The sequence below is a fragment of the Catenulispora yoronensis genome (genome assembly GCF_039531695.1).
Classification (GTDB): domain Bacteria; phylum Actinomycetota; class Actinomycetes; order Streptomycetales; family Catenulisporaceae; genus Catenulispora; species Catenulispora yoronensis.
Genome location: NZ_BAAAQN010000038.1, coordinates 72,391 through 85,906 on the forward strand (window position 1 = coordinate 72,391; position 13,516 = coordinate 85,906).

General features: G+C 70.6%; 11 protein-coding genes. 8 read left to right on the forward strand and 3 right to left on the reverse strand.

The genetic code is table 11. The features are described from left to right. Positions 1 to 2: 2 nt before the first annotated feature. Entirely contained in the window at positions 3 to 2,066 is a 2,064-nt protein-coding gene (locus ABD481_RS27580; RefSeq protein ID WP_344668678.1) for a glycosyl hydrolase family 8, read from the forward strand. Between the two features lie 35 nt (positions 2,067 to 2,101). Continuing rightward, entirely contained in the window at positions 2,102 to 5,500 is a 3,399-nt protein-coding gene (locus ABD481_RS27585; protein ID WP_344668679.1) for a PQQ-dependent sugar dehydrogenase, read from the forward strand. Between the two features lie 183 nt (positions 5,501 to 5,683). On the opposite strand, the gene ABD481_RS27590 is transcribed toward ABD481_RS27585, so the two are convergent. Beyond that, positions 5,684 to 5,980, reverse strand: coding sequence for a putative quinol monooxygenase (locus ABD481_RS27590; RefSeq protein WP_344668680.1), 297 nt, complete (start codon positions 5,978 to 5,980; stop codon positions 5,684 to 5,686). A gap of 169 nt (positions 5,981 to 6,149) precedes the next feature. Between ABD481_RS27590 and ABD481_RS27595 the strand changes: the two genes are divergently transcribed. The 3 genes from ABD481_RS27595 to ABD481_RS27605 all read left to right on the forward strand — a co-directional run bounded on the left by ABD481_RS27595 (position 6,150) and on the right by ABD481_RS27605 (position 8,366). Continuing rightward, the gene (locus tag ABD481_RS27595) at positions 6,150 to 6,803 is read left to right on the forward strand and encodes an alpha-ketoglutarate-dependent dioxygenase AlkB (RefSeq protein ID WP_344668681.1); all 654 of its coding nucleotides are present in this window, start codon (positions 6,150 to 6,152) and stop codon (positions 6,801 to 6,803) included. A 77-nt stretch (positions 6,804 to 6,880) separates the two neighbouring features. Continuing rightward, positions 6,881 to 7,384, forward strand: a complete 504-nt coding sequence (locus ABD481_RS27600) for a SigE family RNA polymerase sigma factor (RefSeq protein WP_344668682.1) — start codon at positions 6,881 to 6,883, stop codon at positions 7,382 to 7,384. Between the two features lie 43 nt (positions 7,385 to 7,427). Beyond that, positions 7,428 to 8,366, forward strand: a complete 939-nt coding sequence (locus ABD481_RS27605) for a hypothetical protein (RefSeq protein ID WP_344668683.1) — start codon at positions 7,428 to 7,430, stop codon at positions 8,364 to 8,366. A 214-nt stretch (positions 8,367 to 8,580) separates the two neighbouring features. Here ABD481_RS27605 and ABD481_RS27610 read toward each other — a convergent pair whose 3' ends face one another. Both ABD481_RS27610 and ABD481_RS27615 read right to left on the reverse strand, forming a co-directional pair. After that, positions 8,581 to 9,969, reverse strand: coding sequence for a DNA-3-methyladenine glycosylase 2 (locus ABD481_RS27610; protein ID WP_344668684.1), 1,389 nt, complete (start codon positions 9,967 to 9,969; stop codon positions 8,581 to 8,583). 140 nt (positions 9,970 to 10,109) lie between these two features. Beyond that, entirely contained in the window at positions 10,110 to 11,015 is a 906-nt protein-coding gene (locus tag ABD481_RS27615; RefSeq protein ID WP_344668713.1) for an SDR family oxidoreductase, read from the reverse strand. 108 nt (positions 11,016 to 11,123) lie between these two features. On the opposite strand from ABD481_RS27615, the gene ABD481_RS27620 reads away from it, so the two are divergent. The 3 genes from ABD481_RS27620 (at position 11,124) to ABD481_RS27630 (ending at position 13,482) form a co-directional block, all read left to right on the forward strand. After that, positions 11,124 to 11,690: a TetR family transcriptional regulator gene (locus tag ABD481_RS27620; protein WP_344668685.1), complete on the forward strand. Its 567-nt coding sequence runs from the start codon at positions 11,124 to 11,126 to the stop codon at positions 11,688 to 11,690. Between the two features lie 83 nt (positions 11,691 to 11,773). Further along, entirely contained in the window at positions 11,774 to 12,649 is an 876-nt protein-coding gene (locus ABD481_RS27625) for a haloalkane dehalogenase (RefSeq protein ID WP_344668686.1), read from the forward strand. Then, complete coding sequence (locus tag ABD481_RS27630) at positions 12,646 to 13,482, forward strand: RNA polymerase sigma factor (protein ID WP_344668687.1); 837 nt, start codon at positions 12,646 to 12,648, stop codon at positions 13,480 to 13,482. Before ABD481_RS27625 ends, ABD481_RS27630 begins: the two co-directional genes overlap by 4 nt. Positions 13,483 to 13,516: the final 34 nt, after the last annotated feature.

The window sequence follows — 13,516 nt, forward strand, 5'->3', positions numbered from 1 at the left end:
CTGTGAAGCGCTCCGCAAAGCGCGTGCTCAGCCTGGCCACCGGAGTCGGCACCATCGCCGGCTGCCTGGCCCTGGTCACCTCGCCGGCCGCCCAGGCGGCCGGGCCCGCGCACGCCTTCCCGTCCCACCAGACCTACAAGGTCGGTGTGATGCCCTCGGCCTCGCAGGCCACCCGCGACGCCGCCGTCCAGAAGCAGTACGACTCCTGGAAGGCCAACTACCTGGTCCACGGCTGCGCCAGCAACGAGTACTACATCTCCACCAAGGGCGACGGCGACGCCACCAACAACGGCCCGGTCTCCGAGGGTCAGGGTTATGGCATGAACATCGTGCCGTTGATGGCCGGGTACGACGCCAACGCCCAGACCGAGTTCAACGGTCTGTGGCAGCTGGTCAAGGACCACGAGGACCAGTACGGCATGATGCAGTGGCAGCTGGACGGCAAGACCTGCAAGTACTACAGCGGCGGCACCCCCGACGGCGCGACCGACGGCGACCTGGACATCGGCTACGGTCTGATCCTGGCCGACAAGCAGTGGGGCGGCTACCAGGCCGACGCCCTGAACTGGCTGAGCAACTTCTACGCCCACAACGTGGCGCCGGACGGCCACCTCAAGTGCGAGGACGACGGTCCGAACACTGACACCCGGCCCTCGGACCACATGATCGACCACCTGCGGGCGTTCGCGGCGTACGACACCGCGCACGACTGGAACAAGGTGATCACCCGCACCGAGGCCGTCGACTCCTCGCTGGTCAACAGCTACTCCTCGGCCAACGGCCTGCTGCCGGACTTCGTGGTCGGCGCCAACGGCACGCCGTCGCCGGCCCCGGCGAACTACCAGGAGAACCAGCCGGACAACATCGTCGGCTACAACTCGATCCGCGTGCCGTGGCACATGGGAACCGACGCGCTGCTCAACGGCACCGCCTCCACCTTCGAGCTCAGCGACGCCACCAAGTGGTCGGCCTGCGCCAAGAAGGTCTCCGGCGGCGACCCGGGCAAGGTCTACCCGCACCTGAACCTTAACTGCACCGCGCACAGCACCTCGGACGTGGCCGAGGAGGCCGGCGACGCGATCGGCCCGTCCGCGATGGCGGCCGGGGACCAGGCGTGGACCGACACCATCTGGAACTTCCTCCAGACCAACCCCTACGGTGACGGCTACTACGGCGAGTCCATCAAGACCCTGGTCATGATCGTGATGGCCGGCGACTACTGGAGCCCGGGCTCGTCGAGCACCCCGCCGCCCTCGAACGACTTCTCGCTCTCGTCGTCGCCGACGTCGGGCTCGGTGGTCCAGGGCTCGTCGGCGACCGCGACCATCGGCACCGCGGTCACCTCCGGCTCGGCCGAGTCGGTCGCGCTGAGCGCCTCCGGCCTGCCGTCCGGCGCCACCGCGACGTTCAGCCCGGCCTCGGTGACCTCGGGCGCCTCCTCGGCGCTGACCATCGCGACCGCCGCCACCACGCCGGCCGGCACCTACTCGGTGACCGTCACCGGAACCGCGTCCTCCGGGTCGCACACCGCCACCTACACGCTGACCGTCACCACGGCGGGCGGCGGCGGGACCTGCACGGCGGCCCAACTGCTCGGCAACCCCGGCTTCGAGTCCGGCGCCACGGTGTGGACCCAGACCTCGACGCTCGGCTTCACGCCGATCACCAAGGCCACGTCGGCGGAACCGGCGCACGCCGGCTCGTGGATCGCCTACTTCAACGGCAACGGCAGCACGGACACCGACACCGCCGCGCAGAGCGTGACGATCCCCACGGGCTGCACGGCGACCCTGTCGTACTGGCTGCACATCGACACCACCGAGAGCACCACCACGGCCAAGCCGGACACCTTCAAGGTCCAGGTCCTGAACTCCTCCGGCACGGTCCTGGCGACCGTCGGCACGTACTCGAACCTGGACAAGAACACCGGCTACGCGAAGAAGACCGCTGACCTGTCGTCCTACGCGGGTCAGACGGTCACGCTGAAGTTCACCGGCGCCGAGACCGATGCCAACGGCGGCACGACGAACTTCATCCTCGACGACACGGCGATCAACACCCAGTGAACACCCTCAGGTTCCGACGCCGGATAATCGGCGTCGTGGCGGCGGCCCTCGTGGCCGCCGCCGGCCCGGGGGCCGTGGCGGAAGTCAAGGCCGCCACGGCCGTCCCCGCGACGCCGCCCACGGGTTTCTCCGACACCGTGGTCGCCAACGTCACCCTTCCGGTCGGCCTCGGGTTCACCCCCGACGGCCGGATGCTGGTGACCACCAAGCCCGGTCAGCTCTACGCCTACGACAAGGCCGGGAAACAGACCCTCGCCCTGGACGCCTCCGGCTTCACCTGCGCCGGCCAGCCCGGGCAGGACGAGCGCGGGATGCTCAGTGTCACCGCGGATCCGTCCTTCGCGACCAACAGCTACATCTACGTCTACTACAGCCACAGCTCCGGCTCGAACTGCTTCAACCGCCTCTCGCGGTTCACCCTGGACACCACCAACCACGTGGTGTCGGGCAGCGAGAAGGTGCTGCTCGACGGCATCGCCGGCGACGGCTTCCACAACGCGGGCGACGTGGTGTTCGGCAAGGACGGCGACCTCTATGTCTCCGTCGGCGACGGCCATTGCTTGGAAGGCTGCGATCCCAGCAACACCGCCGCGCAGGACCTGAAGAACCTGAACGGCAAGGTGCTCCGCATCGCCAAGGACGGTTCGATCCCCGCCGGGAACCCGTACTCCGGCACCGGGACCGCGCGGTGCAACACCGGCGCGATCACCTCTGGGAAGTGCCAGGAGATCTACGCCTACGGGTTCCGGAATCCGTTCCGGATCTCGGTGGACCCGAACGCCTCCGGCACCCGGATCTTCGTCAACGACGTCGGCCAGAACACCACCGAAGAGGTGGACTTGCTCAAGGCCGGCGCGGACTACGGATGGCCCGACTGCGAAGGACCGTGCAGCCCGGCGAACTCCAAGTACACCGATCCGTACTACTCCTACGCCGACAGCATGGGCGGCGGGCGCGGGGCGATCGCTGGCGGCGTGTTCGTGCCGAACGGTCTGTGGAACACCGGCTACAACGGCGAGTACCTGTTCAGCGACTACGTCAAGACCAACACCTACGCCATCAACGCCACTGGCGCCTCCGGGAGCGGGCTCAAGACGTTCTCGGCCGGGTCGACGGCGATCTCGATGAAGTTCGCTCCGCAGGACCTCGGTGGAACCGCCACGCAGCAGGCGCTGTACTACACGAACCTGATCGACGGGACCGTGCACAAGGTCACGTCGGGGGCGACCACGCCGACCGCGTCCTTCACCACCAACGGCGTGACCGGGGCGACGGGCTACTGCTCGACGAAGGCCACGACGGCCGGAGCGCCGCCGTTCACCGTCTCCTTCGACGGTTCGGCGAGCGCCGATCCCAAGGGTCTCGCGCTGACCTACCACTGGGACTTCGGCGACGGCGCCACCGCCACGACCACGACGCCGACCACTTCCCACACCTACACCACGGCCGGGAAGTTCACCCCGAAGCTCACGGTGACGAACAGCGCGGGCGGATCCTCGCCCGCGGCCTCGGGCGCGGTGCGGACCGACGACGCCCCGCCGGCGCTGACCATCACCTCGCCGAGCCCGACGGGCACGTTCACGGTCGGCCAGACCTACACCCCGGCCGCGACCGCCGTGGACAGCGGCGGCGCCGCGCTGCCGGCGTCGGCGCTGACGTGGCAGGTGTGGCTGTTCCACATCAACCACGTGCACCCGGTGCTCGACCCGGTTGCGGGCGACGGCGCGACCTCGTTCGTGGCGCCGCCGGCGGAGCAGTTCTCGGCGATCAAGGGCAACAGCCGGCTGCTGGTGTGCCTGTCCGGGACCGACGCCAACGGCGTCACCCAGACCGTGGAACAGGACTTCGACCCGAAGCTGGTCCAAGTAAGCCTCAACTCGCAACCGGCGGGGCTGAAGGTGAACATCGCCGAGGACGACGTGGACGCGGGCGGCAACGTCACGACCCCGGCCACCGTCACCTCGTGGGCCGGCTACCAGCTGCACCTGAACGCTCCGGACCAGACCGACGCGGGCGGGACGCAGCAGACCTTCGCGTCCTGGTCGGACGGCGGGACCCAGGCGCACGCGGTGACTCCGACCTCTGATTCCGCCTACACGGCCACGTTCACGCCGAGCACCTGCGCGTCGGCGCAGCTGCTGACCAACCCGGGCTTCGAATCGAACGGGACCGGCTGGACGCAGACCTCGACCCTGAACCTGAACCCGATCACGAAGGCCACGACGGCCGAGCCGGCACACTCCGGTTCGTACATCGCGGACTTCAACGGCAACGGCAGCAAGGACACCGACACGGTCGCGCAGACGGTGAGCATCCCGTCCGGCTGCACGGCGAGCCTGTCCTACTGGCTGCACGTCGACAGCACCGAGAGCACCACGACGGCCAAGCCGGACACCTTCAAGGCGCAGGTGCTGAACGCGGCCGGCACGGTGCTCGGGACCGTCGGGTCGTTCTCCAACCTGGACAAGGCCACCGGCTACAAGCAGCACACGGCCGATCTGTCGGCCTACGCCGGACAAACCGTGACGCTGAAGTTCTCGGGGGCCGAGACCGACGCCAACGGCGGGACCACCAGTTTCGTGCTCGACGACACCGCGCTGAACACCAGCGGCGGGGTACCGGTGAGCAACGACTTCTCGCTCTCCGCCACGCCGGGTTCGGCCTCGGCGACAGCCGGCGCGTCGGCGACGTCGACCATCGGCACCGCCGTGACCTCCGGGTCGGCCCAGTCGGTGGCGCTGTCGGCCTCCGGGCTGCCGACCGGGGCCACGGCGTCCTTCGCCCCGGCCTCGGTGACCGCCGGCGGTTCGTCCACGCTGACCGTCGCCACCTCGGCGACGACTCCCGCGGGGACGTATCCGGTCACGGTGACCGGAACGGCGGCCTCCGGAACGCACACCGCCACCTTCACCCTGACGGTGACGGCGCCGACCACCGGGTGCGCGAATCCGGGACAGCTGCTGGCGAATCCGGGCTTCGAATCCGGGGCCACGGCGTGGACCCAGACCTCGACCCTCGGTTTCACGCCGATCACCAAGGCCACCACCGCCGAACCCGCGCACGCCGGCTCCTGGATCGCGGACTTCAACGGCAACGGCAGCAAGGACACCGACACTGAGGCGCAGCAGGTGAGCGTTCCGGCCGGATGCGCCGCGACGTTGGCCTACTGGCTGCACGTCGACAGCACCGAGACCACCACGACGGCCAAGCCGGACACGTTCACCGTGCAGGTGCTGAACTCCGCCGGGACCGTGCTGGCGACCGTCGGGTCGTTCTCCAACCTGGACAAGGCCACCGGCTACAAGCAGCACACCGCCGATCTGTCAGCCTACGCCGGGCAGACCGTCACGGTGAAGTTCACCGGGTCGGAGACCGACACCAGCGGAGGGACCACGAGCTTCGTCATCGACGACACGGCTCTGACGACCTCCTGACCATCGAGCCACTTCTCCGAGGGGCCGCCGGCCCCGACGCTTTGAGGGAAGCGTCGGGGCCGGCGGTGTTGTCCGGGGCCGCGCGGATCCCTGATCCCGCGGGACTGTCGGGCTCTGGGCCCAGGGCTCAGGACTCAGGACTGAGGGCCCAGGACTCAGAGCTCAGGACTCAGGGCCCAGAGCTCAGTGGCTGACCAGCAGCTCGTGGTCGATCTCCACGAACTCCACGATCAGGTCGGCGAACCGGCCGGCGATCAGCTCCTGGTAGACCGCCGATCCGGTGTGCGCGTCGTAGGCGGCCTGATCGGCGAAATGCTCGACGAACAACAGGTAGTCCGGGTTCGCGGGGTCGCGATAGACCCGGAAGGACAGCGTGCCGTCCTCCCGCGCCGGGCCCTTCGGTGCGAAGTCGCGCACCACGGCCTCGGCCTCGGCCTGCCTGCCGGACTTGAGCTTGATGGGGAAGACCTTGGCGAGCATGGTTCGGCTCCTCGATATCAGAAGGCTGTCAGAAAGCGTCCGGCGAACCCCGCACCGGCGCCCCGCCAGGATGCCGCCGCCGCGATCCGCCTTCCGGCCGGATCCGGACCTCCGCCAGGTGTCCGGATCCGGCCGGACACCTGATCGGGTCCCGGATAGAGATGGGTCCGTGAACACACGTGGGCCGCTTCCCGTCGACTTGGGCGTCGCCCAGCCGGATCTGTTCGCCGACGACGTCCCGAGCGTCGACGAGCACTTCGCCACCGCGCACCGCATCGCGCTCGACGCGACGTCGTGGGTCGAGCACGTCCCGGGCTGGCTCACCGGCAGCGAGCACCTGCTGCGCGAGGTGATCGCGACTGCGGGCTGGGAACAACGCGACCGCTGGATGATCAACCGCGTGGTGACCGAACCCCGCCTCACCGCCGAGTTCCCCGACCTCCGCGACGCGCCGGTCCCCGCTCTCCACACCGCCGCCGCGGCCTTGTCCGAGCACTACGGAGTCCGCTACGACGGCCTGTGGATCAACCTGTATCGGGACCACCACGACAGCACCGGTTGGCACGGCGACTGGCCTACCTGCAAACGCGACATCTGCACCGTCCCGGTCCTCACTCTCGGTGCTTCGCGGAGGTTCCTCATCAAGCCGCGCCAGGGCGGTCGCAGCCTGGTCCTCACTCCGGCGAGCGGCGATCTCGTCGTGATGGGCGGCCGCTGCCAGCGGGACTGGCGGCACTGCGTTCCCAAGCAGACCGTGCCGGCCGGTGCGCGGGTGAGCGTGAACTTCTCCAGCACGTTCCAGGCGACGCGGGAGAACGGATAGTCTCCTGCCTCCGTTCCAACCTCGCCGCGGGGTGCGCGCATCTAGGTGTGCGACGCGTCGATGAGCGAAGGGGACCCATGAGACACGACGAGGAGTTCCGGAGCTTCGCAGAGAGCAGACAAGCCCAGCTCCTGCGCAGCGCCTACCTGCTCTGCGGCGACTTCCACACCGCGCAGGACCTGGTGCAGACCGCCTTCGGGCAGCTGTACCGGGGCTGGCGGCACATGCGGCGGGCCGAGTTCCCGGACGCCTACGCCAAGCAGGTGCTCTACCGCTGCTACGCCGCCGACCGGCGGCGCAAGCGGGTCGCGACCGTGGCCCTGGACCTGGTCGGGGAGGCGGCGGACCGGTCCGGCGGCGACCCGGCGGCGGTCCACGGCACCCGGGCGGCGCTGTTCGAGGCGCTCGCGCTGCTGCCGCCGAAGTGCCGGGCGGTGGTGGTGCTGCGGTTCTGGGAGGACTACTCCGTGACGCAGACCGCCGACGCGCTGGGGATCAGTGAGGGGACCGTCAAGAGCCAGACGTCCCGGGCGCTCGGGCTGCTGCGCGGCCACCTTGCCGAGGCCACCTTTGACCGCTGACGCCGACCGACATCGGGACACTTCACTTCAAGGGGACGGAACAATGACGGAACACGGCCTGGAACAAGGCAACGAGGAGCAGCTGCGCGGGCTGTTCGACGGACTGGACCTCGGCGTCGACCAGGCGCCGCGCGACCTCATCAACCCGGCGATCGCGTGGGGCCGCGGCCGGCGGCGGCTGGACCGCGCGGTCGCGATCGGCGGCGTGGCGGGGCTGGCCGTGGTCGCCGTGGTGGGCGCGGTCGCGTTCAGCGGCCCGGGCACGACGGCGACGGGCCAGGTCTCGCCCGGAGCCACTCGGTCGACGGCGACGGCGACGCCGACTCCGCCTAGCAATCCGACGAACGGCAGCTACGACATCGAGCACCTGTCAGCGCTCCAGACGCAGCAGGCCATGTACGACGAGTTGGCGAAGGTGCTGCCCCTGGGCTACACCTACACTCCCGAGGGCGCGGACGCGCAGGGCCTCGACCCGGGTCTGAGAGCGTCCTTCGTCGGCACGCTCAAGGGCCCGCAGGGCAGCGCCTTCGTCCAGCTGCAGACGGACAGCCAGGTCGGCGAACCCGCGCCGGGGGACTCCGGTTCGTTCGTGCCGCACCAGGCCACGGGCGCCAACCCGATCGTGAGCGGGACCTTCCCGTCCAGCGCCGGGACCATCCTGGTGGACGCCCGGGATTTCAAGGCCGCGTACGTGATCCAGACGCTGAACCAGGCCGATGGCCAGAAGATCGTCGGGACCCGCTTCGACTACACCTTCACGCCGACCAGCACCACGCTCAAGACCCGGTACATCTCGATGTCCGCCCTGTTCACCGACCCTACGGGAGCCGACGCCAAGGACATCGAGGCCATCAAGCAGGTCGACGGCTTCAGCCCGAACGGCCCGGTCCTGACCCCGGCGCAGTTCGAGCAGGTCGCGCAGAACCCGCACTGGGCCACGATCGACGCGCTCCGGATGCACCTGCGGACCGTGATCCACTGACGGGTCACCGCGGATCCGGCGAAGTGCGGCACTGACGGACTGGCGGGCCTGGCCGAGTCAAGCGGCCGGGTCCGCCGCGCCACCGTGCCGGCCTTTCGCGGCCGACGATTCTTGGGTCTGATCTGTCCTTTCTTGGGTCTGATCTGCCCTTGGATCCGATCTGGCGCGGCACTCGATGCGGGAATGAACTGTCGCGGTGGTTTCCCGAGCTTTCTTACCGGCTCTGCGCCGCATCCCCATGTGCCATAAGGTGTTCGGCCGCCAGGGCCCGCCAAGGGCGCCACGCCTCAGCGGCCGTCTGGGCCTCCGTCAGCGTCGGGTCGAGTCGCCGCAGTCCTGCCAGCAGCGCGGGATCCTGGGCCGGGAACGCGTCCCGCTCGCCGAGCCGCATCGCCAGCCGCAGCGCAACCGTTCGGTCGAAGCCCGGCACCGCGCTCAGCGCGGCCGTCAGATCGTCGAGCGACATGCTGCCGTCGAGCCGGATCTGTCCGCACTCGGTGGCCCGCGCGAATCGGTGCACTGATTCGCCGGTGTTCATGCCGATCGATCCCAGATCGGCGTCGGCCAGCACGTCCGCGGCCGGAAACGCGTGGCTCAGCCCGTGCGGCAGCCCCGGCACCTCGACGCCGTGCTCCTTCACCAGCCGGGCCATCCGCTCGCGGGTCTCGTCCTCCCCGCAGTGCGCTCGGATCGCCGCCCGCACCCCGACTTCGAACGGCGCCCACGCCCCGGCCACGCGCAGTCCCGGCCGGGCCCGCGGCAGCGGCGAGAGCAACAGATCCGAGGCGAGGTGGGGGAGCGCCTCCGGATCGGCGTCGAGCCCGAGCGCGTGCCGGACCCGCTCCACGACGTGGATCAGCCCCTCCCAGTACGGCAGATGCGCGAGGAGCAGCAAGTGGTCCGGGCCGCCCGGCCGTACCTCCAGCATTCCCGGGTCGCCGTCCAGCATGATCACGCGGCGGTAGCAGAGCTCTGCGACGTCGACGGACTCCACTCCCGGGACGTGCTGCGCGTCGAGCTGGGCCAGCATCGCGTCCCAGTCGTACGGCGGCGTGAACGCCAACCGGATCGCCAAGCCGCCGTCCGTCACCAAGCGGTCCGCGCGCCGCCGCCGCTCCCGCAACGCGTTGGGCGTGTCGCGGAACGTCTCGCGCATCGCCCGATTGAACTGGCGCAGACTCCCGAACCCGGACGCGAAGGCGATGTCCGCCACCGCCAGATCGGTGTCGTCGAGCAGCCGCCGCGCGAAGTGGGTCCGCCGCGACCGCGCCAACTGGTCCGGCGTCAGTCCGAGGTGCTCTTGGAACATGCGCCGCAAATGGCGGCCCGACCACCCGAGCCGCGCGGCCAGTGCCGCCTCGGTGCCGCCGTCGTCGAGCGCGCCGTCGATGATCAGCTGCACGGCCCGGCACACCAGTTCCGGGGCGTCCCAGGGGACCGATCCCACGATCCGATAGGGCCGGCACCGCAAACACGCCCGAAATCCCGCCGCCTCCGCCGACGCGGCCAGCTCGAAGGTGCGGACGTTGTCGGCCAAGGGCCGGGCCCCGCAGCCCGGACGGCAGTAGACGCCGGTGGTGACGACAGCCGAGTAGACGGTCATACCGCCAGGTATAGCCCACACCGCCGACGATGGCTGGCCGGATTCGGACAGGGCGGCGCGGCGGAGCGGGGTCGCGGCGACGCGGCGTCGCGGTCCCTGGGCCTGGACCGCGGCGCCGCCCCGCCATCACCGTCGGTGCTTCACGCCTCCGCCGACGCGAAGTAGTGCTCCTGCTCCAGATCCGCGATCAGGCCGACGTGCTCGGGCTCCCATCCCAGCAGCTTCCGGGTCGCCTCGGACGACGTCGGGTTGTCGGCGCCCGCCATCACGCCCAGGAACCCGAAATGCTCCAGGGCCTCGTCGGCGCTGATCGACGCCGTCGGCACCCCGAGCCGGCGCCCGATCGTCTCGGCGATGGTCCGGAACGGGGTGCCCTCGTCCTCGACGGCGTGCAGCCGGGTGCCCTTCGGCGCCGACTCCAGCGCCAGCCGGTACAACCGCGCCGCGTCCCGCGTGTGCACCCCCGGCCAACGGTTCGCTCCGTCGCCGATATAGGCGGCCACGCCCTTCTGCCGCGCGATGTTGATCAGGAGCGGGCCGAAGCCGTGATGGTCCAGATCGCTGTGCACCAAGGGCGCCAGCCGCATCACCGATGACCGCACCCCGCGATCCGCCAGCGCCACCGTCGCGTTCTCGGTGTCGACGCGCGGCCCCTGGTCCAGGGTGTCGGTCTCGACGCCGAGCACCCCGTTCGCCCGCCGCGCCAGCATCAGGGTTCCGCTGGTCGTCACCAGCGGCTTGCCGGTCCCGGCCAGCCGGTCGCCGATCGCCTCGACGGCGCGCAGGTCGGCGGTCGCGGCCCCGGCCATGTCGGTGAACGAGTGGTCGTAGGCCAGGTGGATCACGCCGTCCGCGGCCTCGACCGTGTCCAGGAAGGTGTCCGGATCGGTGGTGTCGCCCCGATGCACCTCGGCGCCGCGCCCGGCGATGGCGGCCGCCGCCGCGTCGCTGCGCGCCAGGCCCACCACTTGGTGGCCGGCCGCGAGCAGCTCCGGGATGAGGGCGGAACCGATGTGTCCGGACGCGCCGGTGACGAAAACTCGCAAGGCGGGCATGGCAAGGCCTCCTCAGCCTGAGGGATCAGGTGATGTCAGTCGCTGACATCGTCGACCGTATCACTGATGTCAGTCACTGTCATGGCCTAGAATGAGCAGATGAGCCGCTGGCCGTCGAACTCCCGAGGACGCCTCGCGCAGGCCGCGATGGGCATGTTCGCGGAGCGCGGGTTCGACCAGACCACGGTGGCCGACATCGCCGCCCGCGCCGGGCTCACCGAGCGGACCTTCTTCCGGCACTTCTCCGACAAGCGCGAAGTCCTCTTCCACGGCGGCAGCCACCTGGAAGAGGTCATGACCGCCGCCGTGGCGGCCGCTCCGCCGGACGCCACGCCGCTGGCGGCGGTCGCGGCTGGCGTCGCGGCCGTGGGGCCCGCGTTCGAGGGCGGCCGGACCGGCTCCCGGCTCCGGCAGAGCATCATCGAGACCCACCCGGACCTCCAGGAGCGCGAGGCCGCCAAGCTCTGCCACCTCGGCCTGGCCCTGGCGGAGTCCCTGCGGGCCCGCGGCGTCGCGGAACCGGTGGCGAGCCTCGTGGCCGACGTCGGGATCGCGGTCTTCCGCGCGGCGTTCGCCCAGTGGCTGGCCAGCGAGGACGACGACATCCGCACCCTGATCGACCAGTACTTCGACGAACTGGTGAAGGTCGCGCAGTCCGGCCTCTGAGAAAACTTCCGGCGAGGCGGTCACAAACGGCTCCCGGCACCGGTCCAATCCTTCGCCGAACGACCCCGACCGAAGGAAAGACGATGCTCAGCCTGGACTCGCTCATCAAGACCGCGGTGCTCGACTCGTGGATGACCCACCGCGCCGCCGGCGACGCCGGACCGGCCGTGGTGTTCCTGCACGGCAACCCGACGTCCTCGCACCTCTGGCGGACCACGATCCCAGAGGTCGCGGACCGGGCGCGGTGCTACGCCCCGGACCTGATCGGCATGGGCGGCTCCGGCAAGCCCGATCTGGCCTACCGCTTCGACGACCACGCCCGCCACCTGGACGCCTGGCTCGACGCGGTGCTGCCGGACGAGGACCTGGTGCTGGTCGGCCACGACTGGGGCGGCGCCCTGGCCCAGGACTGGGCCGCGCGGCGGGGCGCCGGTCGGATCCGGGGGATCGCCCTGATCGAGACCTTCCTGCGCCCGATGACGTGGGACGAGATGGCGCCGCAGGCCCGCGACTTCTTCACCGGTCTGCGGACGCCGGGCATCGGCGAGCAGATGATCCTGGAGGACAACATGTTCATCGAGCGGAACCTGCCCGCGCTCATCCCCGGGATCGACGCGGCCGACCTCGCGGCCTACCGGGAGCCGTTCCCGGACCCGCGGTCCCGGCGGCCGATGCTGGCCTGGGCCCGTGAGTTCCCGCTCGGCGGCGAGCCGGCCGACGTCGTCGCGCGGGTGGAGGCGTACGGCGCCTGGATGCGGAAGTCCGAGGACGTGCCCAAGCTGCTGATGACGGTGAGCCCGGCGGGCGGCCTCGGCGGCCCCGGCCTGATCGCGTGGGCCGAGGAGAACAGCAGTGCCCTGACGGTCGTGCCGGTCGGCGACGCCGGACACCACGCGCCGGCGCAGGTCGGCCCGGAGATCGGACGCGCGGTGGCCGACTGGCTGGAGACCGCGGCGTGACCGATTTCGCCACCGACCGCGAACTGGTGGCCCGGGCCGTGGACGGGGACCAGGACGCGCTGACCGAAGTGGTCCGGCGCGTCCAGGACCCCGTCCACCGGCTGGCGGTGCGGATGACCGGCCGGCCCGCCGACGCCGAGGACGCGACGCAGGAGATCCTGATCCGCATCCTCACCCGGCTGGCCACCTTCCGGGCCGAGGCCTCGCTGCTGACCTGGGCCTACCGCATCGCGCTGAACCACCTGACCGGCGAGCGGGCGCGGCCGAGGCGCGAGCTGTTGTCGTTCGACACCTATCGCCAGGACCTCCAGGACGGCCTCGCGGCGCCGCCGTATCAGGGCCCGGACTCCGAGCTGCTGGCGACCGAGATCAGGCTCCTGTGCACCCAGGCGCTCCTCCTGTGCCTGGACCTCGACGCCCGCGCGGCCTACGTCCTCGCCGAGATCCTTCAACTGCCGGGCGAGGAAGCGGCGTGGATCCTCGGTGTCGCGCCGGCCACCTACCGCAAACGGGCTGAACGGGCGCGCCGGAATGTTCGGGCCGCGCTGTCCGATCGCTGCGGTCTGCTCGACGCCAAAGCGCCCTGCCGTTGCGGCAAGCGCATCAACCATGCTCTCGCCAAGGGCCGTATCCCGGCCGGCGGTCCGGTCTACGTCGGCCTTCCGGCCACGAAGTCCGCCGCGACCGATCTGGGCCGCCTGCGCGACGTCGACGAACTGCTTCGCAGCCATCCGGCGTACGCCGCGCCCGAAGCCCGGATCGGCGCGGTGCTGGCGCTGGTCCGATCCGGCCGTTACGAAGGGCTGCTTCCGGAGGGCGAGGAGCAGGAATAGCGCGCGGCCCAGGTCGGCCTGGACGCCCAGGGAC

Excerpts from the sequence above, each read along its gene's own strand:
- ABD481_RS27590 (WP_344668680.1), bottom strand. The coding sequence starts at position 5,980 with ATGCTCGCCAAGGTCTTCCCCATCAAGCTCAAGTCCGGCAGGCAGGCC.
- ABD481_RS27600 (WP_344668682.1), top strand. The coding sequence starts at position 6,881 with ATGAGACACGACGAGGAGTTCCGGAGCTTCGCAGAGAGCAGACAAGCC.
- ABD481_RS27605 (WP_344668683.1), top strand. The coding sequence starts at position 7,428 with ATGACGGAACACGGCCTGGAACAAGGCAACGAGGAGCAGCTGCGCGGG.
- ABD481_RS27610 (WP_344668684.1), bottom strand. The coding sequence starts at position 9,969 with ATGACCGTCTACTCGGCTGTCGTCACCACCGGCGTCTACTGCCGTCCG.
- ABD481_RS27620 (WP_344668685.1), top strand. The coding sequence starts at position 11,124 with ATGAGCCGCTGGCCGTCGAACTCCCGAGGACGCCTCGCGCAGGCCGCG.
- ABD481_RS27625 (WP_344668686.1), top strand. The coding sequence starts at position 11,774 with ATGCTCAGCCTGGACTCGCTCATCAAGACCGCGGTGCTCGACTCGTGG.